The sequence below is a fragment of the Alkalihalobacterium sp. APHAB7 genome, from assembly GCF_048323755.1.
GTDB lineage: Bacteria > Bacillota > Bacilli > Bacillales > Bacillaceae_F > Alkalihalobacterium.
In genome coordinates, this window is record NZ_JBLWFS010000031.1 from 1 (window position 1) to 23,700 (window position 23,700).

General features: G+C 36.7%; 21 protein-coding genes and 2 pseudogenes. 3 read left to right on the forward strand and 20 right to left on the reverse strand.

What is annotated here, in order from left to right:
* Positions 1 to 354: 354 nt before the first annotated feature.
* A complete protein-coding gene (locus tag ACNSTQ_RS20195; RefSeq protein WP_418201562.1) occupies positions 355 to 1,077 on the reverse strand; it encodes a hypothetical protein in 723 nt (240 codons plus the stop codon).
* A gap of 277 nt (positions 1,078 to 1,354) precedes the next feature.
* Between ACNSTQ_RS20195 and ACNSTQ_RS20200 the strand changes: the two genes are divergently transcribed.
* Positions 1,355 to 2,461, forward strand: a complete 1,107-nt coding sequence (locus tag ACNSTQ_RS20200; protein WP_418201563.1) for a hypothetical protein — start codon at positions 1,355 to 1,357, stop codon at positions 2,459 to 2,461.
* Positions 2,462 to 2,504: 43 nt separating this feature from the next.
* Positions 2,505 to 3,260, forward strand: coding sequence for a lysostaphin resistance A-like protein (locus tag ACNSTQ_RS20205; protein ID WP_418201564.1), 756 nt, complete (start codon positions 2,505 to 2,507; stop codon positions 3,258 to 3,260).
* A 283-nt stretch (positions 3,261 to 3,543) separates the two neighbouring features.
* On the opposite strand, the gene ACNSTQ_RS20210 is transcribed toward ACNSTQ_RS20205, so the two are convergent.
* From ACNSTQ_RS20210 to ACNSTQ_RS20265, 12 genes and pseudogenes are all read right to left on the reverse strand, one after another.
* Positions 3,544 to 5,508, reverse strand: coding sequence for a serine hydrolase domain-containing protein (locus tag ACNSTQ_RS20210; RefSeq protein ID WP_418201565.1), 1,965 nt, complete (start codon positions 5,506 to 5,508; stop codon positions 3,544 to 3,546).
* A gap of 473 nt (positions 5,509 to 5,981) precedes the next feature.
* Positions 5,982 to 6,113, reverse strand: a pseudogene (locus tag ACNSTQ_RS20215) (immunoglobulin-like domain-containing protein); the annotation flags it as partial.
* Positions 6,114 to 6,138: 25 nt separating this feature from the next.
* The gene (locus ACNSTQ_RS20220; RefSeq protein ID WP_418201566.1) at positions 6,139 to 6,507 is read right to left on the reverse strand and encodes a hypothetical protein; all 369 of its coding nucleotides are present in this window, start codon (positions 6,505 to 6,507) and stop codon (positions 6,139 to 6,141) included.
* A 229-nt stretch (positions 6,508 to 6,736) separates the two neighbouring features.
* Entirely contained in the window at positions 6,737 to 7,030 is a 294-nt protein-coding gene (locus ACNSTQ_RS20225; RefSeq protein ID WP_418201567.1) for a DUF3953 domain-containing protein, read from the reverse strand.
* A 16-nt stretch (positions 7,031 to 7,046) separates the two neighbouring features.
* Positions 7,047 to 7,874 carry an AraC family transcriptional regulator gene (locus tag ACNSTQ_RS20230; protein WP_418201568.1) on the reverse strand — a complete coding sequence of 276 codons (828 nt, stop codon included), beginning with the start codon at positions 7,872 to 7,874 and terminating at the stop codon, positions 7,047 to 7,049.
* A 402-nt stretch (positions 7,875 to 8,276) separates the two neighbouring features.
* Positions 8,277 to 8,441: pseudogene (locus ACNSTQ_RS20235) on the reverse strand (GrpB family protein); the annotation flags it as partial.
* Between the two features lie 632 nt (positions 8,442 to 9,073).
* Positions 9,074 to 9,976 carry an oxidoreductase gene (locus ACNSTQ_RS20240; RefSeq protein WP_418201569.1) on the reverse strand — a complete coding sequence of 301 codons (903 nt, stop codon included), beginning with the start codon at positions 9,974 to 9,976 and terminating at the stop codon, positions 9,074 to 9,076.
* Positions 9,977 to 10,079: 103 nt separating this feature from the next.
* A complete protein-coding gene (locus tag ACNSTQ_RS20245) occupies positions 10,080 to 11,063 on the reverse strand; it encodes a tRNA dihydrouridine synthase (RefSeq protein ID WP_418201597.1) in 984 nt (327 codons plus the stop codon).
* A gap of 260 nt (positions 11,064 to 11,323) precedes the next feature.
* On the reverse strand, positions 11,324 to 11,953 hold the full coding sequence (locus tag ACNSTQ_RS20250) for a metal-dependent hydrolase (RefSeq protein WP_418201570.1): 630 nt from the start codon (positions 11,951 to 11,953) through the stop codon (positions 11,324 to 11,326).
* Between the two features lie 15 nt (positions 11,954 to 11,968).
* On the reverse strand, positions 11,969 to 12,241 hold the full coding sequence (locus tag ACNSTQ_RS20255) for a hypothetical protein (protein ID WP_418201571.1): 273 nt from the start codon (positions 12,239 to 12,241) through the stop codon (positions 11,969 to 11,971).
* A gap of 289 nt (positions 12,242 to 12,530) precedes the next feature.
* The gene (locus ACNSTQ_RS20260) at positions 12,531 to 12,740 is read right to left on the reverse strand and encodes a hypothetical protein (RefSeq protein ID WP_418201572.1); all 210 of its coding nucleotides are present in this window, start codon (positions 12,738 to 12,740) and stop codon (positions 12,531 to 12,533) included.
* A 286-nt stretch (positions 12,741 to 13,026) separates the two neighbouring features.
* Positions 13,027 to 13,842: a PRC-barrel domain-containing protein gene (locus ACNSTQ_RS20265; RefSeq protein WP_418201598.1), complete on the reverse strand. Its 816-nt coding sequence runs from the start codon at positions 13,840 to 13,842 to the stop codon at positions 13,027 to 13,029.
* Positions 13,843 to 14,201: 359 nt separating this feature from the next.
* Between ACNSTQ_RS20265 and ACNSTQ_RS20270 the strand changes: the two genes are divergently transcribed.
* A complete protein-coding gene (locus ACNSTQ_RS20270; RefSeq protein WP_418201573.1) occupies positions 14,202 to 14,822 on the forward strand; it encodes an NAD(P)-dependent oxidoreductase in 621 nt (206 codons plus the stop codon).
* Between the two features lie 255 nt (positions 14,823 to 15,077).
* Here ACNSTQ_RS20270 and ACNSTQ_RS20275 read toward each other — a convergent pair whose 3' ends face one another.
* The 7 genes from ACNSTQ_RS20275 to ACNSTQ_RS20305 form a co-directional block, all read right to left on the reverse strand.
* Positions 15,078 to 15,290: a mechanosensitive ion channel domain-containing protein gene (locus ACNSTQ_RS20275; RefSeq protein WP_418201574.1), complete on the reverse strand. Its 213-nt coding sequence runs from the start codon at positions 15,288 to 15,290 to the stop codon at positions 15,078 to 15,080.
* A 93-nt stretch (positions 15,291 to 15,383) separates the two neighbouring features.
* Positions 15,384 to 16,337: a calcium/sodium antiporter gene (locus ACNSTQ_RS20280; protein WP_418201575.1), complete on the reverse strand. Its 954-nt coding sequence runs from the start codon at positions 16,335 to 16,337 to the stop codon at positions 15,384 to 15,386.
* 55 nt (positions 16,338 to 16,392) lie between these two features.
* Positions 16,393 to 17,004 (reverse strand): protein kinase family protein, encoded by a 612-nt coding sequence (locus ACNSTQ_RS20285; RefSeq protein ID WP_418201576.1) that lies wholly within the window; start codon positions 17,002 to 17,004, stop codon positions 16,393 to 16,395.
* Between the two features lie 239 nt (positions 17,005 to 17,243).
* Positions 17,244 to 17,771: a CBO0543 family protein gene (locus tag ACNSTQ_RS20290; protein ID WP_418201577.1), complete on the reverse strand. Its 528-nt coding sequence runs from the start codon at positions 17,769 to 17,771 to the stop codon at positions 17,244 to 17,246.
* Between the two features lie 440 nt (positions 17,772 to 18,211).
* On the reverse strand, positions 18,212 to 19,795 hold the full coding sequence (locus tag ACNSTQ_RS20295) for a SagB family peptide dehydrogenase (protein ID WP_418201578.1): 1,584 nt from the start codon (positions 19,793 to 19,795) through the stop codon (positions 18,212 to 18,214).
* A gap of 23 nt (positions 19,796 to 19,818) precedes the next feature.
* A complete protein-coding gene (locus ACNSTQ_RS20300) occupies positions 19,819 to 21,759 on the reverse strand; it encodes a TOMM precursor leader peptide-binding protein (protein WP_418201579.1) in 1,941 nt (646 codons plus the stop codon).
* Positions 21,747 to 23,699 (reverse strand): putative thiazole-containing bacteriocin maturation protein, encoded by a 1,953-nt coding sequence (locus ACNSTQ_RS20305; RefSeq protein WP_418201580.1) that lies wholly within the window; start codon positions 23,697 to 23,699, stop codon positions 21,747 to 21,749. Before ACNSTQ_RS20305 ends, ACNSTQ_RS20300 begins: the two co-directional genes overlap by 13 nt.
* Between the last annotated feature and the right edge of the window lies 1 nt (position 23,700).

Genomic DNA, 23,700 nt, shown 5'->3' on the forward strand with positions numbered 1-23,700 from the left:
GACTAAATACAACAAAACCTTCCAATAATGTACTTAGGGAAGGTTATTTAGTATGTCTATTTTTAGTATAGCATGTGGTTTTCAAGATTTTTATAGAAAAATATTGACAAACTATTAGCTGGTTTAGTTTAAGTGAATTTTATTCAAAATCTTAAGGAACTCCATAACAATAATAACAAATAATAAGTAATGTCGATAAATCCTTACCATTTTTGAGATATTTAAATAAGGTGTTCAGTTTCGTTTTTTAAGTCGGATTGAGATGGTCTTTCTGTATATCTCCTTAAATGATAAGGGGGCAATTTTTCTTCCAACTTTTAATAACTTAGTAACACTGACTCTCATCTATTCTTATCACCACTCAAAAAAGTATTTAAGTGTTAATGTAATTGATGTGTAAGAAACGATAGCCATGGAAAATGATAGAAAGTGAGCATTGCGCTCCTTTGGTAACTCGTTTTTTAAGACGTTTAAGATCATTGCACCTGAAATGAAGGCATAAATAAACGCTTGCACTACCGATGATACCGTTACCCAAATGGCAAGTCCCCATCCAGTTAATATCCCAAAAGCGAGTACGAATTTTCCAACTTTATTATATTGATCTGGGTTTTCCAGCGATAAGTCATTAGCAACGGCGATATAGTGCAGACCAATTGCAGCCCCATAAAATGCGGCTTGAATACCTTGTACGTTCGATGCGACGACAGTATAAGAAATAAGCATATTGTATAAAGTGTAAAAACCAACTTGGAGCCAAAAAACGGTATTTTTTTCTGCAGAACCTTTGAGTTGTGCATAGGATAAAGATTTCTCAAGGGAATAAAACAACAGTAACCCCAATAGGCCAATAACATATAATTCCGATTCCATTGTTAGTGTACTAGAGTAGTCTTTAAGTTTTTGTTGCTCTTGATGTAAAGAAGGTAACACATATACGAATACATATGAAACTGCTAATCCACCTGAAAACGACAACCATCGTAAACGTTTAAATTGTTCAGATGGAATGATTTTATTTGCTAATAAATGAATGGTAATGAAAAAAACCACAATAATGATAATGTCGATGGACATTACTCTCGCTCCTTAAAATTTCTTTTATCTTTCATATCCCCTTTCACCGCTAAACAAAACTACTATCTTTTTTCACGTTAATTTTCATCATAAGCTAAACTAAAAAATTAATATTTCCTTATTTCACTACATTGTCACACTTCTTTTATCTTTATTTGCTTTTATTGATATATCCTAAATTTGACATTATAAAATACACCGCTAACTTCGGAAATGTCTTCCACTACTGAACTGCTGATGTTTTAATCTTTTCATTCCAATAAAAGGAGTGCAACATATGAAAATAGTCGAAAAAAAAGAGTTTGTCCGTTCCCCAAAACAAACAGTGGTCATTCCCTTTCGTATTAACCTGATCCCGTTAAAAAAGCTAGCACTAGTTAATTTCAAGAAAAATGCTGATAGCAAGTACGTTGGTCTAGAACCCCAGTACATCGATGACAAGGTGATTGGCCAAGGCTACCGGGTCATTGCCTATCGCTCTGATGGCTATGTGGATGTATACGACGAAATGAGCTTGAATGATGATAAAGACGACAGTTTTGATGTAACCGGCAAAGGTCTATGTGAACGAGTCAAAGTAGAGATGAAAAATACTCGTTTTGAAAAGGAAAAGAATTGCGTATTGATTTCCTTTCAGTTTACCGATAAGTATGGCAGAAACATCGACGTGTCTATTGCCGAGAACTCCACGAAGAAAACAAAAGGATTAAATCTATTAGCTCCTGTAGGTTCAAGCACAGAAAACCCTTCTTATCTACCAATATTCTTTCTTTATAATTTTGATTTCGTCCGAAAGAGTAATACTACTTTTCAAATGAACATTGACACAAACACCATAAAGCCAGCAAATTTTCCTGTACCGATGCCAAAGGATTTTCAGTGGCGTTCGTATACTCGTTACAGTGATGACTGTCAACTCATTGAATTTGCGAATGCAACAACAGAACCGCTTGAGGAAATTACCCCTTATGAGGATGGCAAGGTCGCTTTAGACAACGGTTTGGTATATGAATTTTGCGAGTCTAATAGCTTAAAGAAAATTTCACTTAAGCAAGGTGATCACCCTTTAACGGTAGTGTTTACCCGTGGTTTTCCAGATGTGCGTAACTTTTCAGATGATATTGTATTTATGGATACTTTTGAAATCCGTGCTGAAAGTGGGATGGGAGTTGTATCAGGTCATTATTCTGTAAAAAGAGAAGATACACATGTCATCATTGAGTTAGTCCCAAGTGGAGGATGGACACCAAAACCTAATTCTCCTTTCACCAAACTTTTGTTTAAAGAAAAATCAATCTTCTGCAGCTGGCCCAAAACCTACAAATACAAACAAGTTGTCGATGTATTAACACTAAAATCTACCTCCAACTGGGAGAGAATATGAGGATTGGATAATTTAGTGCTTTTAATTAAGGAGAAATGATGAAATGGAGACAGGAAATAAGAACGTTTATGATCAATTAAGTTTGCGCAAGGTACTTCTGCTTATTTTTCTACCTACTTCACTATTAACACTAGTTTATCTATGGGTTGGTCATGTACTTGGTGATACGATACCAACGATTTTACTATTTCTTCTAATAGCCCTGATCATACTTTTTCCAATCCAGCTTTTTGTGGTCTTTCGCGCAAGTAAGAAAGAGTATGGAAGTTATTCATTGAAAAGTGCATTCACCCGTTACGAAAAATTAAGTTGGTGGAAAATTGTCATATACTCTCTTTTCCTTTGGGGGTTCGCTGGTTTAATGAGCATCACTGTTGCCCCAATGGAAGTTTGGCTATTTTCACCCATTTCAGAGCAACTGTTCAACATATTACCACCGTATTTTGACTGGGTGAATATCGATTATTCACAATACTATTCAAGGAACATTCTGCTGTTAACTTGTGTAATTATTTTCATCCTAAATGTCTTTATTGGTCCGATCGTCGAGGAATTGTTTTTTCGAGGCTATCTTTCGGCAAAAATGAGTAGATTCGGGAATTATACACCATTGATCGTAACTGTATTATTTTCTTTATACCATTTGTGGCTTCCATTTAATAATTTGTTTAGAATTATTGCCTTTTATCCTGCTTTCTATATTGCTTGGAAAAAGAAAAATATATACATAGCGATCGTCGTGCACTGTCTATGTAATGCCGTTTCGACCATTGGTTTTATCGCTATTTTGCTAGGTTGATAAAAAAGGATCATTTCACACAGTGAAGTGATCCTTTTCATTATTCACAAATCTTCAATAATCATTAGGATGTCTTTTGACTGTAGTAAATTTTAGATAGCAAAAGACACAACGAAGGATATTGACTTCTCGTTGTGTCTTTATTTTTCTATATGATTCGTCCTAAACGCAGAATGTGATTTCCGAAAAAGATAAAAATCGTGTTATACCTTTTATTCTCGCTTTCTCACATTTCTTGGCTATTAACTACCCAACCATACTAAGATGTGAATTTTACTATTTATTAAAGAAGATTCCAAAAATAAAATATCCACGATAAAACTGCCGAAAAAATTGCAAACATCGTATAATGAACTCTTCCAGCAAGCTTCCAGTACCCTTTCACCCATGAAACGACTGAAAAAGCTAGTACTGCTCCGGTTACTAAAACGATCCCATAGGAAACGATGATGTCTAAAAATGCACTAAATGGAGAAGGATCGGTAAATGCCGATTTCGGAAAACCGTAGACAGGGTCAGGTTGACCATTCGCAAGAAAGGTAACTAGGAAAGTAAAGGTAAGTACACCTTGAATAACAGCCACTCTCTTAGCCCATCTTGAACCTTTGGTAACTTCTAAAACATGTTTTCCGCGTATTTTACGAACAAGAGCCCTAATCCCCCAATATAGAAGACTAGCAATGATGAATAGTAACGACGAAATAAGCATCAAAAAGGTGAACCCACTGGACTCATACCAATCTGCTTTTGAGTAACTCATCGGCCCATCAGTCATAAGCATTGTTTTGCCGTGAGAATCTGTACCAAATACAATCGTACTGAAATCACCACCATAATCACTGCTTCGCTCTTCGCTAGCATTATAGTAAATGCCGGGCTCTACTTCTACGAATCGATTCGTTTCCCCTAAATGATTTACTAATAAATACCCTTCATCATCGACATTAACTCGTATTACCCCAATCATTAAGCTCAAAATGGCATCATCAGTCGTAAATGAGCGCCTATTTTGGTAATACTCCCCGACAAATTGTTTAGATCTTTGTTCCATATTTACAGTTGGTAAAGGCGCTGGTACAGCTACTTCCTCTGAAGGAAAATAGCGGTCCATAAACGCTTCAAAAATACTTACGTTCACAAAATAACTCCCACCACTATGGGAGATAAAGAAACCAACTTCCTCTTCAGGCATTAAATAAAAAGCTGTATCATAAAGCATTGTTCCTCCTGGATGATGGAAAATATCGTTTCCATTAAAGCTCGCTCTAATAAAGCCATGAGCCATGCCTTTTAGACGTGGATGCTGAGTATCAACCTCAGAAAACATTTTCTGAATCGTATCTTCTTTTAAAATAATTTCACCTTCATCATGCCCACCTTGAAGATAGGCCAACATAAACTTTGCCATATCTAATGCACTACTATACATGCTTCCTGCTGGCTCAGAAAAAAATTCAACTTCAGCTTGTAGTAACTCGCTATTTACATAGCGGTAGGGAATAGATACTTGATCAGCTAATCGTATCGGTAGTGGCTGACTGAACGTACTATTTTCCATCCCAAGTTGTTTATAAATATTTTCCTCAATATATTGTGCAAAAGGAACTCCTGACACAACCTCGACAATATAGCCTGCTAAATTCGTTCCATAATTCGAGTAAGCCGTCACCTCACCCGGCACAAAAACCCTTTTAGGCCTGTGTTCACGAACATATTGGCTAAGAGGAATCAAACTATCATCAGATATTGAAAAAACGTCTGTCATATAATCTTCAAAACCTGGCGTATGACTCATGAGATGTCTAATTGTAATGGGCGCCGTTTGAGAATCCCCACGTTGGTATTCAAGCGTATTAGGAATTTCAAAATCCAGGTACTCGTTAATATCCGTATCTAAATCAAGTCTCCCTTCTTCAACTAGTTGCATAATAGCTGTCCACGTAAACAGCTTAGATGTGGATCCAATGCGAAAAAGAGTTTTTTCAGGATCTACAGGCATTTTCGTTTCATAATCCGCATACCCATATCCTTTTGCGAAAATGACTTCTCCCCCAGATACAACTGAAACTGTCATATTTGGAATATGAAACTCTTCCATCTGCCGAGCGATGACCGTATCTAAAAACTCCTCGACATCTGTCGTATCTAATTTTACCGCTGACGCTGCTGCAAGTTTCATATTCATACTAGGATGTAATAAAAAACTTACAATCAAAAAACAACACAACAATCTTCTTAATCTCTCCATTTTTCCACTCCCTTTTGAAGGGGCCGTCCTTGTTCCCATTTACATGTTCGGTCCCCTCGTATCTAATTTTTTCATCAAAATATTGTTTAGTTACCTTAAAGCTTTACATGCAGTTAAGTATAATTTCATCAACCAAAATCCCCATGCTGTTATACGAAATTAACCATAAACAAGAATAAGGGCCAAATGGCTAATAGTAGTGTAAAAATAGATTAACAGTAACTTTTGCAGTTTACATATCATTCTAAAATAGTTAACAATATACTCAAAAAATGATGGCAAATTATAGAAAGTTTTGTATAAAACAGGTATTTAATGTCCTTCAATAATACAATTTAGAAAACAAAAAAAAGGAGCTGCCATGACAACTCCAAATCATCTCTTAACCGACCATATGCTAAATAAATCACAATCAAATAGCTTATTTTAAGTACAATATTTCACAGTCTTCGTAACATCCTATTATTATTTTGCTAATTAATTGTAAACTCCGCTGTCAGATAGTACTTATCATAGTCTCCTGCTTTTCTAAAATCGAGGATATCTTTCACTATACGGTAATCACCAGGATCTAGACTTCCATAGAGCCAATCCCAATCAACTGCCCATTCCCATTCAACTGTTCATTACTTATAAACCACTATTAAGGCGATTTGATTTTATCAAACCTAATACCATATAACACAGTAACCCTACAAAAATAATAGTCGGCGTATATAATAGAATGAGTAAATTTCCAATAGGTAACGGTGTAATCCGAGCTAAAATAAAACTCGATGTCACGATTATAATAAACAAGAATAAGTGCCCAAATAAATATTGTTTAACTATCAAAATATTATATTTATCTTTTCTGTATTTATAAAAATAAAAGATACTCATTGATATGAACAATAATAAAAACGATAATTCAAAAACCTCTGTCCAATCGGCTAATCGGGTAATTGTTTCCATATCTTCTTCCCTTAAATTATTCATTGATTGCCAGTGCTCTGACATATTTATTCGATGACTCCACAATAACATGTATCCTAAATAAAAGAGCAACATGAATAGAAAGTAAATGTAAAACAATAATTTAAATTTACTTTCTTTTTGTTCAAACAACATGTAAAATCTCCTCCTTCTTAAGTTATCCTGCTCTTTAACGAAATAGGAGCCGCCACATTCGACAGCCCCCTGTTCAGCTATTCCCCCTGTTAGTACAAGAAATAGTTCATGAAAAAAACTAGTAATATTGAAGTAATATAGCAACAAAAATTATAAATGCGGAAGCACTAATGTTTACATAACCCCCAAATGATTTTCTGTCTTTTTTAAGTTCAATTAGTCCTAATACAAATGAAAAGACACCTAATAAGTACAACAGATAAGGCATTAAATCAAAATTGGGATTTAAAAGCATATAGCCCCCCAATGTGACAATCAATATTAAAAATATAAGCCTTAATACTTTTAGCAAAGTTTCTCCCCCTAAATAAGTTCTAGCTTTCGTTTGTTTAATAAGTAAAAGAGAGGTCACAAAGACCTCCCCCTAATTATTGCTTTTTCTTAACAGGAACCCAAATTTCCGTTTTTGTATCGTTAATTCCTTTAACAAATTCGGGAGCTTCAGCTAATTCATAACCAGATGTTGGGAACCACTCAGTATATACTCGCTCCCATGTCGTTAATAAAGCGTCTGGCATTTCTCCTGTTGCTTGAAATACTGCCCATGTCTGAGAAGAAATTTCCAAAACCTCAAGTTCTTTGGGACATGGCTTAGTAGTAGCTGTAGCAATATAGTAATCAATGTCTCCATTCTCTTTTGTCACAGAAATATTTAGTATACCTGAAAACGAAGTATTATTGTATGGGTTAACAGCTTCTTCTATTTCCTCGATATGATCCCACATTTTTGGATTGAATTCATCTCCATTAGAAGCTACTGTTTCTTTTTTCCCAACTACGGTAAAAGTCTCTTTCTCAACGAATTTGTAATTCATTTCAACATCTCCTTTAATCGAAATATGGAAGGTCATCCGTGGATACGCTTTTAAAGGAACGTCAGAACTTTTCACTGAACTTGGATTTACCCCATGTAATGCTTGAAATGCTCGTGAAAATGAATCTGGTGAATTGTAACCATACTTCATAGCTATATCAATCACTCTCATATCACTATCTTTTAAATCAAAGGCAGCTAAGGTCAATCGTCTTCTACGCACATAGTCTGCCAAGGTAATCCCCGCTATAAAAGAGAACATTCGTTTAAAATGATGGTCAGAAAAATGTGTAATCTTTGCAACTTCTTTGTAATTAATATCTTCATCCAAATGGTTTTCGATATAGTCTACTGCTGCGTTCATATTTACAAGCAAATCCATATAAATAACCTCCCTTCGCTAATAAGGATAACAAGATAAACATTTAACGTCCCGATATAATCCGTTCAGGTTTGTAGGATGTATATGAAAATTTTAGTTACTTTTTCACGAGCAATTTTTCTTTATTCATCATAATGCCCCAGTTGCGGTACATAAGACATAGAGAATGTTCAACTATCATGCTTTGTTAGTGCTACAACAGCAGTAACAGCTTGTTAAACTAACTGCTTCTTAGTTTAACATCATTTTCCAGTCGATGGGCATAAAAAAACGAACTGTATCTATTGCAGCGATAGCCTTTAATAAGCTACCGCTTCCGTTTTGCTTAGTAAAGATAGCTTTTAAACCTTTTCTAATATTGATTTAACAAAAATAGTTTTCTCTTCCGCGTATTTTATGTTTAGGTTTTGCACTTAAATGATTTATTGACGTACTTCCAATGTGATGTATATCCATTATGTATTGACCTATTGTATCTTGTATTTTTTCTTTCTCTAGTAAAAATTCTTTGTTCCACTCTTTTGTCCAAGGAACTAAGAAGACCTCTCCTTTTGGTAAGCCTAACATCTTATTCCTCCTTTAATTTTCTCATTGGAATAACTTAAGTGAATATATTAACAATCTCATGGAACCACATAAAAATAATACCAAATAATAGCCGAGTATTGTTCTTAGTTTTTATAAAAATTGGTAATAAAAACAATTTAATTAAGAAGTCCAATTTTATTTTTCTTATCAAGGTAATAGTCATACTAATTAAGCTAAATCTTGTTATAAGTTTTGGAGCCTCACGTCCATCATCCGTCACCCCCGAAAATGGATTTACATGGATTGACGCTAGCCAACTTCCTTTAGTTCCTCTTTTCCTTTTTTACAGAAATAATCAAATATCCGAAAACTTTCTGTATCACACAGCGGCGGATGTTCCTACGAACGAAATAGTTACACCTCAAGACATGGGAAACTATTATCCATTCGGTAAATATGTAAACACTATGTATTTTCAACAGATATAGCAAAGAGTGTTGGCACAAGCCATGCCAACACTCTTTTTAGTTACTAAACTTTACTTTTTAATGAACATACATTCGCAACATCTTTCTAAGTTTCATATTATTACCATAAAAAAACAAAAAAAAGAGCCATTCATCCCCCACTTACTTGTTCCACTCGATGAAGATGGGGGGTACTGGCTAATATTATGATAAAGATATTATTTTGTATTTTAAGTCATAACGAACGGATGTTAGCTCCTCTGATACATCCCATAACCTCTTCATCGTTTCTTTGTTATAGACGGTTGGTTTAGGTACTTCGATTGTCGGCTTCCCGGTACGATTGCCTCGACCGTCGGGACCGATGTATTCTCCGCCCACTAATTTCTCATCTGTTGCTGCCATGATTGTAGGTAAGGCACCTTGTTCAGCAGACTGAGCAATTATTTTCATGAGGGGTTTGATATACCAGGGTGTAGTTTCTTTTCCTATTTTAAAGAGATTGGTCGATGATACGCCAGGATGTGCTGCGACACTAATCGTTTTATACCCATTCTCTTTCAAACGATCATCTAGCTCCTTAGCAAACAATAAGTTGGCTAGCTTACTCTGACTATAGAATTTCATCCCTTTATATCCTTTAGAACCATCCAAATTCTCAAAATCTATGACTCCACTTCGATGTGCTATGGAGCTTAATGTTACCACACGAGAACACTCTCCATTCTCGAGTAATGGAAGTAGCAGTCCTGTTAATGCAAAATGACCTAAATGATTACTACCAAACTGAAGTTCAAATCCATCTTCTGTTTTTGTATACGGTGGGAGCATGACGCCTGCATTATTGATCAATAGATCTACTCTCTCATATTTCTTTGAAAATTCATCTGCAAACGCATGTACACTGGATAAGCTTGCTAAATCTAGCTTCATGACCTCAATTTGCCCATCCGGATACATTTGAAGCAATTTTTTCTTTGCTTGTTCACCTTTATTTATCGTTCTTACGGCCATAATGACTGTATCTTTTGTACTGACAAAATACTTCGCTGTTTCAAAACCTAAACCACTATTTGCACCTGTAATGATTACTATTTTATTAGACATATGGGACACTCCTAACAGCCAATTAACTGTTTACTATGAACTATAACTTTTTTGGACCGCAGTTTAACGTCCTACTTCGCCTTTACCTTAAATGGAGACACTACTACTGTTCCCCGATTTCATCGATATCCTTTGATGTAAAACTATCGAGTAACTCACGCACTTCATCTGTTGACTCCGTGTTCATTAGTTCATTTCTTAAGCCACTTGCTCCTCGAAAACCTTTGACATATATCTTAAAAAAGCGATGAAGAGCCTTAAACGGACGTAGCTCTAATCCGGAGTATTTATCATGGAGATCCATATGCAATCGTAAAAGATCGAGTAATTCCTCACTACTATGATCTCTCGGCTCTTTTTCAAAGGCAAACGGATTATTGAAAATACCGCGGCCGATCATCACCCCATCCACACCATATTGGTTGGCGAGCTTCAACCCAGTTTGACGATCTAGAATATCGCCATTGATCGTCAATAGCGTATCAGGTGCCACTTGGTCACGAAGTTTCTTGATCTCCGGGATCAGCTCCCAATGAGCATCTACTTTGCTCATTTCATCTCTGGTGCGCAGATGAATGGAAAGATTAGCAATATCTTGTTTCAATATGTGTGTCAGCCATTCGTGCCATTCGTCGATCTCCGTGTAACCAAGCCTTGTCTTGACACTAACCGGCAATCCCCCGGCTTTTGCTGCTTGTATTAACTCGGCTGCAACTTCCGGACGACGGATAAGGCCACTTCCCTTCCCATGCCGTGCCACATTAGGTACAGGACAGCCCATATTGATATCCACACCCCTAAACCCAAGTTCCGCCATACCAATACTCATTTGCCGAAAGTGTTCAGGTTTATCTCCCCATATATGGGCTACAATGGGTTGTTCATCCTCTGTAAAAGTCAAACGCCCGCGTACACTTTTGTTTCCCTCGGGGTGACAATAACTCTCACTGTTTGCAAACTCTGTAAAAAACACATCCGGTCTGGCTGCCGCGCTTACTACATGACGAAAAACAACATCCGTTACTTCTTCCATTGGTGCCAGTATAAAAAAAGGTCGTGGTAAATCACGCCAAAAATTATCTTTCATCTTCAAATTCCAATCCTTTCATTATGGGATACCAGGCTAAACCTCTCCCCCAAGATAAAAATGTCCTTGCTTCTTTTAAACTTATACCATGCTTTAGCACTTTTTATCAAACTCTTGGGTGCCTGTGAACATGTTCAACAATAACAATTGTGGATTTAGCTTCGATAAGCTCTAAAATCAGCATATCTGATTTCCAAAACAAATAAACGACCAACATGGTTGATCGTATTACTTATTGTGTATTTGCTACATATAAAAATTTAAAACTCTAATTTAATAAACGGTTGAAAAAGCTTAATCCCTTTGCGGTTGACAGGAAGCCATTTCATATCACAAAGTAAATGGGAGGCATACCCGATCAACCCTGCTGCCATCAACATATCCATCCCCACAAACGCTTGGAATTCAGATAAAATCCAGCCAAAAAAGGCAAATCCCCAGATGCTGTGAGTGATGCCGCGGTGAGGCGCAAAGGCGGATATAATCATATAGATCGCAAGGCCGATAATCCAAAAGTGAGACAGTAAGATACCAACTACTAATGTACATGAACCCGTGAGTATGAGCATGGATTTAGGCTTAATAATCAGTTGTGGTAATACGATTAAACTACATCCAATGACCATTCCTACTATTTTTTCTGATCCGTCCAATAGCCAATAGCCATATCCGGTAATCATTAATCCAACAATACCTAAAAAGGCATACACCAGCGTAACTGGGATCGTTAGTTTTCTAGTAATCTTACTGTTCGTATCCATATCAGGGATAATGGATGCTATTGCACAAGTTGTGACTATTCCTATCGTCTCAACCAGATCATATTTGCCGATGTATGCAAAGGCTCCCCCTAGTGCGACACCGACTACTAAATGAGTTGATCCTTTCATTGAACGTCCCTTCCATTAAAACAAACTAATTTGTTCCTCAATCATTTTTGGCTTCTTTTCTTCAATCACTTCATTTTCTTCTTCTACAATTTGCTCTTCTTCTTCAAGGTCCATTAAATGATCTACTTCTTTAACTCTGCGAGGTTGATAGTTAAACATGCCAAAATAGAAGCTGCAACTTGGACATTGATGTACTTTATTCGGCCTTAACCTTTTGGACAATTCCTTTCTTTCCTCGACGGATCGTTCTTCTTCTATGGCACATGTTCCACACATGAGAGATATCAATATAAACAGTCCTCTCTTTTGTCATTTGGTTAATCATAACATAATGATACGATCATACATTCGTCTATGTGTGAATTATACCAGTATATAAATAAATAGAACACTCATTCTACTAAATTTATTAAATAAATTTACCGGTCTTCAATATAAGCTTCTGTTATTAGCCAGGGAAAGCGACTTCAAAAATAGTTCTAGATTGAGGTTCGCTCGCCGTTAGCTTACACTATAAAAAAAATAGCGCCAACTTCTAACTAAATAGAAACTAGCACTTCGTCTTTTCGGTATACGTTTAGCGTGACGCTTTGGGTGGTTGGCATACGTCACATTTACGTTGATTATTATTTTTAAATTTAGTAAATGTTTTTTCAAAATGGCTACCACATGCACATTTAAACAGTAACTTTTGAGAAAAACCCAAATATTCCGTCGATATCAACTTACTTTCCGAATTCTTCTCAACAAATTCTTTAATTTTACCGATTGTCCATCGTTTATTCATTCTCTTACACAGCAAAGTGGAACTGACCCCTTTACCTCTTGGTTTCATCGCTATTTTGCTAGGTTGATAAAAAAGGTTCATTTCACATGGTGAAATGAACCTTTTTCATTATCAACGAATCTTCAATAACTATAGAGTTATTGAAAAAGAGAGTCGTATTAATTTTGTTAATTACTCTCTAATGTTATAAATGACTATAAATCAACTGTATCTAGTAAGGGAAACCTTGTTCTTAAAGGCTTCCCTTACTGTTAATTCATTGCACAACGTTGAAGTTTATTAAGCCCTAATAATGAGTGGATTGTCTTTCCTTCCAATAGGCTTCTTTTCCATAGCTTCTATATAAATGTTCTTCATAGTCACGAGTAAACGGCATTCCTGGTTCATATGGAGGTGCATTTTTAATTTGGTCATTTGTTAGATGAACGGAAACTGTTTTTGTATACCAATCAACGCTTTGAATCGACTCTGGTGGTATTAATACTAACCTTCCTGGTAATATGGTACTTGTTTCTACCAGAATATAACGAACAAACCAGCTATCACCATCAATAACCAAGTCTGAAACACGTCCAATTTCGCCGTCTATTGCTTGTATCTTGTATCCTGTAAACTCACCTTGTATTTCGTTCATACTTCTTAAATGCGATTCTTTTTCTAGTTCTCTATCTAATGGATTTTTTATTTGACCACTATCGTAAGCATTTATTAACCCTCGTGGAGTTTGAAAAGAACCCCAAAGTCCTTGGTCTGCCCAATAATAAGGCCAGTCAAAATAATCACTAATCATTCTTTCGTGCTTTTTCGATACCGGTTCTATTTCATTCACTTTCGGACTATCCTTAATCTTTTCTTTCGTTTCTTTAATTTCGACTTGGCGATTCAGCTCATTAATGTTGTCCATTCCAAGCGGAGAAACCAACACCTTTTTACCAGGTAACCACTTTAATGTGTCCACAATTAAATAACGAACAATCCAATTCTCATCATCCATGTAAAGATCTTTTACCTTCCCTAATTCACCATCAGTTGCTTTTACATTATATTGCTTTAAGACAGAAGCAAAATGTAAAATAATATCCCTCCTATTTACTAGACTTATATATCCTTTTCACATTTTTCTTATAAGTAAACATGTTTATTTTTGTAAAATTATAAGGTCGTTTATGCCTAAATTCTATAACAATAGAAACCTCCTGTACCCACTTTTTATGATACATGAGGTCCTCGTAGGTTACTATTTAAGTGGAATAATGATTTGTGAACCACTCGTTATTTCATACGGAACAACCATTTCTTTGACTATTGCTGTTGGTTAATTTATTCTGATCAATTGTTGATAAGCGACAGCTCTTGATCGGCTATCGCATCCCATTAATGATAGATACAAAATCCTCAAAGTACTTCTTTAAATAACTTTTATAGTAAACTATTAGTATGTGCAAAAGGAGGCTCATTCTTATGAATTTACTGATTTTAGGTGCAACTGGACGAGTTGGAAGTCAAATAGTTGCTCATGCCCTTCATGACAGACATCATGTTACTGTATTAGTTCGCACTCCAGAGAAAATTCAAATAAAAAATCAAAATTTAACTATTTTTCAAGGTAATGTTTTAAATAAAGATGATATCGTACGTGCAATGCATGGGATTGATTTAGTTATTAGTGCTCTAAATACTGATGGTACCACCACTCTATCAGAAAGTATGCCACTAATTATCGAAGCAATGGAAAAAGAAGGTATAAAACGAATAATAACTATAGGAACTGCAGGTATCCTGCAAAGTAGAACCACCGCAAATTTACTGCGTTATCAGTCAAGTGAATCAAAGCGTAAGTCAACCCGTGCAGCGAAAGAACATCATAAAGTTTACGATATGCTTAAACATTCAACCCTCGAGTGGACGATTGTCTGTCCTACCTACTTGCCGGATGGAGAAAGGATTGGCAAATATCGTATAGAGCGAGATTTCTTGCCAGAGGATGGAGTTGAAATATCTGTACCGGATACAGCAGAATTTACATTTAGCCAGATCAAGTCGAGCGATTATATAAAATCACGTGTAGGTATTGCCTACTAACAATATTCAATCACAAGGAATTCTAAGTAAAGAGATGTGTAAAAATAACATCTCTTTTTTTAGTAAACTGGATCGTTAAAGTGAAATTATTCACATATTTTTTTACATTTAACCATTTATAACTAATTTATTCATGCATTCATCGACCTTACACTAAAAAGGAACGATCCTCTTTCTTAGAGAATTGTTCCAAGTATCTTTGATTGAAATATGAACATGTAAATCAGTTTTTTAAACAGCCGTTCTGCTTAAACATTAAATTTTAACAAAATGAAACATTTTCTGATCAATGACATCTCCAGCACTGTTATTCAAATATATGCGGTCACCTACTTCAAAAGGCTTTTGAAGTACGATAATGATTAGGGCCGCTATGTTTGTAAAAATTTCTCGCAACGCTATCGCTAACCCAGCAGAGATGAACCCTATATATATGGTTAAATCTAATCGTGCTTCTGACCATATCAAAGTTAATATTGCTACTATAATTGCAAAGTGCAGAAAATAGAGCCTTTTTCGCGTGGTATAGTAAGCGTTACTATCTTTAATACTCTTAAATGATCAATTCCTAATAATGATAAATATCATATAAGCTAGATAAGCTATTACTAACAAAGAACCTTCAATCTTACCAATTGTATATTTTGTTCTTGAAAATATTAGTAATAACACTGTTAAAATAATCATTAGAATCACATCAAAGAATAGTTTGCTATCTACATTAAGAGGGGATATTGTAGCCGCTGCCCCAAGAACAAATAAAATATTAAATATATTACTGCCCACTATATTCCCAAGGGCAATGTCACTTTCTCTTTTAACCGCTGCTGTAATGGACGTAATTAATTCAGGTAATGATGTACCAACAGCTACAATAGTAAGCCCTACTAACGTCTCGCTCATACCAAATGAAACGGCAATTTCTGTTGCACCCTTAACAACAAGATCTCCGCCAAAAATAATGGCAGCCAAACCACCCAGGGTAAGTATTATATTCCTTCTCCACGAAGTAGCTTGAGTAGGGGGAATTGCAACATCTTGTTCTCTGCTGCGCCTTGCAACTTCAAAAATATAATAAAGAAAAATCGTAAAAAATAACAATAAAATTAAGCCGTCACTTCTCATCAAAAAATTAGAACTTAAGGACTGTAAAAACACATCACTTATTAAAACCAATAACACTACACTTGCCAATAAGGTAAAAGGTATTTCTTTTTGAATAGTACTACTCTCAACACGTAAAGGTGTTATAAGTGCGGTTAACCCTACTACAAGAGTAATATTAAAAATATTACTCCCAACAACATTCCCAATAGCAACACCTGCATTTCCTTCTATGGCAGCTAAAACACTTACGGTTGCTTCAGGTGAACTTGTTCCAAAGGCTACAATCGTTAACCCTATTAAAAGCGGTGAAACACGTAATGCTTTCGCTATATTGGACGAACCTTTGACAAAGAGGTCAGCACCTTTTATAAGCAATGCAAACCCGACTAATAAGCCGATATATTCCATTACCATCTTCCTTTTTCATTTATATACGATATAGCCTTAACATTAAATAAAAACATTATAAGAAAAAATGAAGAACCTTCCTCTTATATAGATAGGATATTCCATTCATGATCACTTTTGGAATTCTCTTTGGAAAAATTGTAGAACTATAATATTTATAGGCTTGTTTTAAATGCGCCCATTGTAAACAACTTCCTTTTTGTTGAAAACGAGCAACATCAATCAACTTGATTTTGCCTTCTGTTGTTAGCAGGATATTTCGCAAATGAATATCCGCAGGGTTTAACCCTTTTTCTTTTGCTAACTTGAGAGCATTGTCAATTTCAATAATGTGTTTATTTTTTATGATTATCCCTTTTTCTAAACAATTAAAAAGGGTGTATCCCTCAATAAAATCAATAACAAGGTAATTTTCTCCTGATTCATACATTGTGGGGTAAAATGGATTGCTCGATAAAATGTTATAAACTTCTGCCTCCCTTTTTACAATAAAGGTATGAGAAGGAAAAAAGACCTTTAATACTAGATTTGTAGATTTAATTTTAAATGCAAATGCACTCCTCCCCATACCAATTAACTCCAGATCTTCATCTTTTTCAGATAAAACGACCTTTGACCCACTCTGGTTATATTTTACACTTTGAGCTAAATGACAATATTTTTTCATATTGCAACTCCTAAATCATATTTTTCCAATCAAAAAAACCTCTACCACAATTGGTAAAGGTTTAGAAAAATATAAAAACCTTTACCTAGCTTTGGTAAAGGTCTTGCTAACAACATGAGGTTGCCAATATTGCCGAGAACATTCGTTCTGTAATGACGACAAATATTGTAAAAGCTACTCCCCTTTAAGGGATATTTAATTAAAGTAATTGTATTTTTTTATGTTACTTTTGTCAATAGCTATTCAATCCTTTCGTTATGTAACCCTGTCTTACTCTTACTTTCAAATACGTGTTGCTGCAAATTAGAAAAGTATCTGATTATAGCCATTATTATACGAACAGATAAATATTTAGTAAAAATTGAGATATATGTATGGTACCATTTCCATCCATTTTTCCATTTTATTAAATTTGTATTTTTTTCTAACCATGTTTCGAATAGAGACATTGGAGTTATAAATAAAAATAGCTTCAAAAAGGACTGCCATGCATTATTCTTATATGTAGCTTGGTTATAAATAACATTTAAAAGAGGACACAGTACAAAATCAAACGTACAAGATACTAAGAAGTAATTTTTAAATTTTTTTACTGGATATTTTAGTTTCCCTCTTGTTACAAGGATATTGTCAATGATCCCTGAAACAAAACCAACGATGAAATAAACAATTACCCAATCTTTTAATGGTTTTTTTCTAAAAAAAACAAAAGGTATAGCTAAAATGCCAAAATAAAACATATAATTAAGGAATTTTTTTTCGTTCATAAGTTTACTCCCCTTTATAAGCTGATTCACTTTATAAGTTGCTTCCATAATTAATTTTCTATACTCTGGAAGGTGTCGGGGAGAAAAGTACTCGATCCGCTGTCCCAATACAGACAAATACCAAGCAAAAGAGGTATTAGAAAAATTAGGAGGCAAAATCGAAAACCGTCACTTTCAATATGAAAACACTATAGCAGCATTTTTTGCATTGCACAATTTGAAATAGGTAAATATATTTCCTCTTGAATTAATGGCGCTGACGGTCTATTAAGTATTAATAAATCTGTTCAACCTCACCTCCTTTAAGCGTAGTTTGTTCAAAAGCGGCATAAAGGAGGCGTTTTCCGATTTTCTATGACCTTTATCTAATTCAATACTAATGAAATCCTATTCGATAATTATTCATTCTCTCATAAAAATAGTGCGTTCCTCTTGTTTACCTAGCTAAGTAATCTCCCTTTCAACCAGGCACGTGGACGATATGGTCCGACGGGAATTTGGATCAAGCTCGTTTTCCCCTTCGAATCAATCCTGTAAAGGTCATCACATTGGTTTGCATCAAACCCTAACAACGGATGTCCTCCCATTCCTAAAGCACACGACACCAAGAGCAGCCGTTGCACGAGAATGCCCGCTTCCATTTGTTGAATACGGTATCCTCTAAAGCCTAATCGCTCTTTCAGGTGGCCCTTGCCTCCAACGAGATGCATACAGAGAGGAACTTGATACAAATTGACATTGGGAAGCGTTAAACCAGATTGTAAAAATTCACGGTAATCCCCCTCGGCTATCCTCCGAAGTGCATGAGTGCCATTATCATAAGAATAGACACCATTAGGAATTCCCTCTACATTATAAAAACTGCCATATAAAGAAAGACGAGTCTCAACCTTTCCCTCAGTATCGTCAAGGTCATTGTGATATGAGAAAGAAAATGTCTCTTTTAACAAAGTAGCTACCTGCGTTTGGCTCACTTCTCCTAACATAAAATCAAGATCAGGAGAATACCGCTCCCGGCAAACAGATGCGAGATCGTACGATAAGGATTTTGTAACTGGCAGCAAAACCATTTCCCTATCTAACGCCAGTTTCTCACAGTTATTATTTTTTAATTTCACAAAAGACTTCGGTGTTTCAAACATCGATACTTCATTCAGTTTTCTCACCATCGGATAGTCTAGGACCTTCTTTGAACGATTATAGGAAACATGATCTAACAAAGGCACTTCCTGGCACAATTCAGATGCAGCAACCTTTTCTTCAATTTTTTGAACGTCGTGTACACAAGTAATGGATGGTTTCATACTCAATGGGATAACGGCATATACACTTTCCTCTTTTTCGGACAACCCAAGCAAATGATTAATAGACCGATCAAGAAATTGATAACATACCCGTGTAAAGAAACCCATCCGATCGGCCACTTCTAAAGATTGCCCAATGACCACACCAGCATCTAAGCCTTGAAGTCTATAGGAAAAATTATTGTATTTATGAAAATTTTTCCAAAAAACAATTGAGACAAAAGCGATGCAAAAACAATCCGAAACAGGAAGACCGTTTTCAAGACTTCTAGATAAGTAGGTATCGTAATTCCCTTCTCGTAACAAAACAAGACGATGATGCGCTGCATCATAATGGTAAATTCCCTCGGGAACGTTATCCAGTTTTACATAAACATATAATTCATTAGGATACATCGCTCCTCCAGAAGGAACAAATCTCCGTAAAGACTGAGTAAAACTAGCATTTTTCTCCTTAGTTCCGTCCATGACAGGAGATTGAGAGTATTGAGTAAGGCCGTATACATACCATAAAAAATGCCCAAGCTCTTCAAGACTAGGGTTTTGATCCTTTTCTTTCTTCTCGAGTGTTAAGGGTACTTCTGCAGAAAATGGGATCGTTGGTAAGCCTCTGTACAATTTATAAGGAAGTGGCGCATCTCCCCAATCTACCTCCCAATTGGGCGGAAAGATTTTATCCGTTTCAAAATGCAGTTGATGTAGAAATGTTTCTAGCTCCAATTCTTTGTCCTCCTTCTCTTCCACTATGGGAATGGATGGGGAAATGGATTTAGCTGTTCATACACTAACGGTTTTTTCTCATAACCTAGTTGCATAGGTACGTTGAGGACCCTCTCCAACCCTTTCACACGGGTGAGGTGATGGCCGAATGTCATTGGCAACATCCCTGGAATTAATACTTTGACACAGTGTAATCCGTTCCGTTTAGTTACAGACGAGCTTTGGTCAACTACAATAACATCAAGGTTTAAACGGCGGAACCTTTGAAGGATTTCTTCAAGATCTTCTTTTAAATCAGCATTAGCCGGCGGTTCCTGAAATTCCTCAGCAAATGTACGTAACGGACGTAGACCATCCAATAAAAAATTAAATCGTTCCTCTGCTTCTTTTAAACCGTACACCATCCCATGATCCTCCATCGTACGTACCGCAAACGGGTCTTGAAGCATCCTTTCATATTTCTGTCGGTTTTTCTCCAATTTTTCGTCATCCCTAAACATCATTCCTGCAAGCTCATAAATCGAACTTTTTACAGCTCTTATCGGATCAGGGTTAGCACCTGCTGCACAAATAATGTGTACGCCCTTGGATCTTCTGTTTTTTGCCACTGCCCAAACACTTGGAATCCCATGTTCCATCGTTGAATTGTAAAAATAAAGGTCGTAACCGGTAACTTCAGTAATACGGTCGACCATCAGCTGTAATTCGATATCGTTAGCTGAACGTAGATCAAGCTGCGGGAGGGGGAGCTTTGCATACCAGGTGATCAAAAACGAATCTCGCTCGACAACCTCCATAATGGCATGGAAAATGGCTTCTTCTAGCGTTCCCCCTAATGCACAACCGTTTGATGTTTCATATACAAAGCCATCCCCGCATCCTAAACTATAGTAGGCCAGTAACTCTGGTACCAAAATCGGACGTTCTTGTAAGAACGAGTAACCCCAGACCCAATTCATGGGAGTATCAGGTTTAAATGGTTTAAACGGAAAATTAGGCTTTTCATATTGATTTGTTTCATGTACACCAACACTTGCCGGATTGAGTGCGATCTTTTCTAATTGTTGATAACAGTCTCGAACAACTGTTCTCTTTCCTCGAGATTCGATTCCGCAATATCGTTCCAAACCTTCTAAAATGGCAGTTAGCTCACTCATTTCATAAGAATTAGACCTTCCTGCTACCCCCTCATCGCCGCCAAACATCGGCATGTTCACTAACACATCTGCAAAAGGCAGCTTGATATCTTGCATTTTACCATTCATCAGCCCCGTACGATAATCAAGATAATCTTTGACTAGCACGGTTTTTAATTCATCTATCGAACGGGTACGATAATCGCCACTATTGATTTTAGGACTAGATTTTAACCGGATTTGCGCTAATTCTGATGTATCATCGGGTAATGAACTGCACATCGGGCAGGATGGGTTTGGCAAGAAAAAGTGACGGGAGGTCGATAACGTTCTCAGGTTGGTAATGTACACGTTTTCTTCAAAATGACTGGATTCACCTTGAAGTATCCTTTGTACTTCATTACTGATCAAAGCTGCCATTTGTGACAGTCCGATTCGTGTGGCCCAAGCGTCTTGCAGTCCCCCTTCTTCTGCTGGCATTCTCCTTTTAATCTCCCACATTTCTTGACGATCAGGTCCCGCTATCATCCGTCGCATATCAGCACAACTCGAACATCCCGAAGTATCAGAGCGTACGAATGGACCAATAATGCCCTCGCCAAATGAAATGAAACCTCGAAGCCATGGAATACCTGCCTCCCTGAATCTTTCTTCTGCTTTTTGATGAACAGATGGATGCCAGAAATCATGGAGCACTAGGGCTAATTCGGCTTCATCCGGAAGGTCTTCTACTAAACTTTGACGTTTTATGTGATAGTTTTCGGCCAATTGATGATAGACCGTTTCTGCTAATAAACCACTTCCATCCATTAGAATTAGGGCTGCCATTCATATTCCTCCTCTCGAACCTTTACACCAAACACCCCTGCTAGTTCATCCTTTAAAAAAGGTTCGAACGATAGATCATAAATATCTAATCGTTTTCTGGATTGTTTTAAGACCTGAATGGAAGATTGTAAGAGCTCTAGTGGAGTCATCCCGTCACAAGAAGGAATGTTGAGTTTGGATTTCTTTTTATCTACAAATTCGGCTGGCACCGTTTCATCCCTTACTAGTGATTTCACCTCGTCCGGAGTATTTAAAAGTGCTTGTTCTAACGCATAGCGTAATGCCATCGTTCGATTTAAACCTGCCCTTGCATACCATCGACCATTTGATTTGATCCGTATGACTGGGAAGCCGAGAATATCGTCTCTTAAATCGATACTCGGTGGTCCATATAAAGTGGTCAACGCATCTAAATAGTATCTGACTTGCTGATCTTCTATTGAATCTAGCTGCAGTTCAAAGAGCAAGTTCGGTTGATCCACCTTTCGTTCTCTCAACTTTTCATCTAAATGGTTTTGCAGTCCGCGACATACAGCCTCTTCTATTGTTTGCCCTGCACCGATACTCATAAAACTTTCTGGAATGCTAGATTTATATCGCTTTTCTTGTGGATTGATCAATTGTGACACATACATTTCAATGCCTGTCAGTCCGGCATGTCTTTTTGCTTGCTCATGTGTAAACCCCGCACAAACAACTTCTGGAAGAAGTGTTGCTGGACCGTCACTCATCGGGCTAACGGCTTGAACGTAACACTGTGCAAGAGGAAGCTGTGGCAAATCTCGTTCCTCCCATGAATGAAAAATTCCTACCTCTTCGGACGTTAATCGACTGAAATATTCCAACAGGGTACTAGGTGAAGTATTTCTGTTCACTTCATGTTTAATCTTTAAATCAAGGTCTTCAATCAGCCTGGGCGTTAAAGGACTAGACGTAACCAACGGGTGTGTGAGGTAGGATAACCAGTTTCCTTCCAATGTTTCAAGATCAAGTAAGTAAATTTGGTTGTTTTGAGTTAGGCCTTCAATTCCTACAGCCTTCTTAAAAAATTCAAATACAAGGACATTTGCCATAATGGATCCAGCTGTTGAAGAGAAATTGGCAGACGGATCAGCTTCTTGAACGGCAGATTGATGAAGGCGTCTCCATGCCGATTCCCAGCATCCATCTGATTCCTGATGAACCATTGGACCCGCCAGCCCTACTTGCTCTAAACATACGGCAGGTAGAAATACCTTCCTTTCCTCTTTGCAAACAAGGTTAAGATTTCTTAGTTCATCTACATTTCCGTCCTGCGATACATACAATACACAATCATACGGTTGCACTACTACTTTCCAAGCACTTCTATCCTCGTCGTTTTCAAAAGAGACCTTTATTACATCAACCTCGGAATCATCTTTTCGGGCATTCTCCACCATTTCTTCGATCCTGTCTAGGTTTGTAGGCATCGATTGAGTCGATATAAAATGAAATTTAGGTAGTCCTGATTCGAGTAATGCACCCACCAATGAAACTAAAATCGGACCAGCGCCGACAGCCAAAACTTTAGCCTGACGGTATTCTTGAAAGTGATACGCACCAGAATCAACAAAACTCTCGATAAATTCAATTTGTGAAGCGTACTTTTCAACAACCGTACGATTTAATTGATGTGGTCGATCCTGACTGATATCCCGTACAAAGCCATTCTCGTACAACGTTTCACCAATCTCATATACCCTCTTCTTATACGGTTCCGTTAGTCCCTTGGTCAAGTCTCCCAATGTTTGCTCCCCGTTAAACATCGGCATCAGTGTTTCAATCCACTGATAGATGGTACTCCCTTTTAGACGGAATGAGCTTTCGTTATTTCTAAAATACACACCACCTTCTTGATCGGATATATAAAATGTATCTTTTTTTACCTTCAGACGTGTGGAAGCGTTAATTTTTGTCATT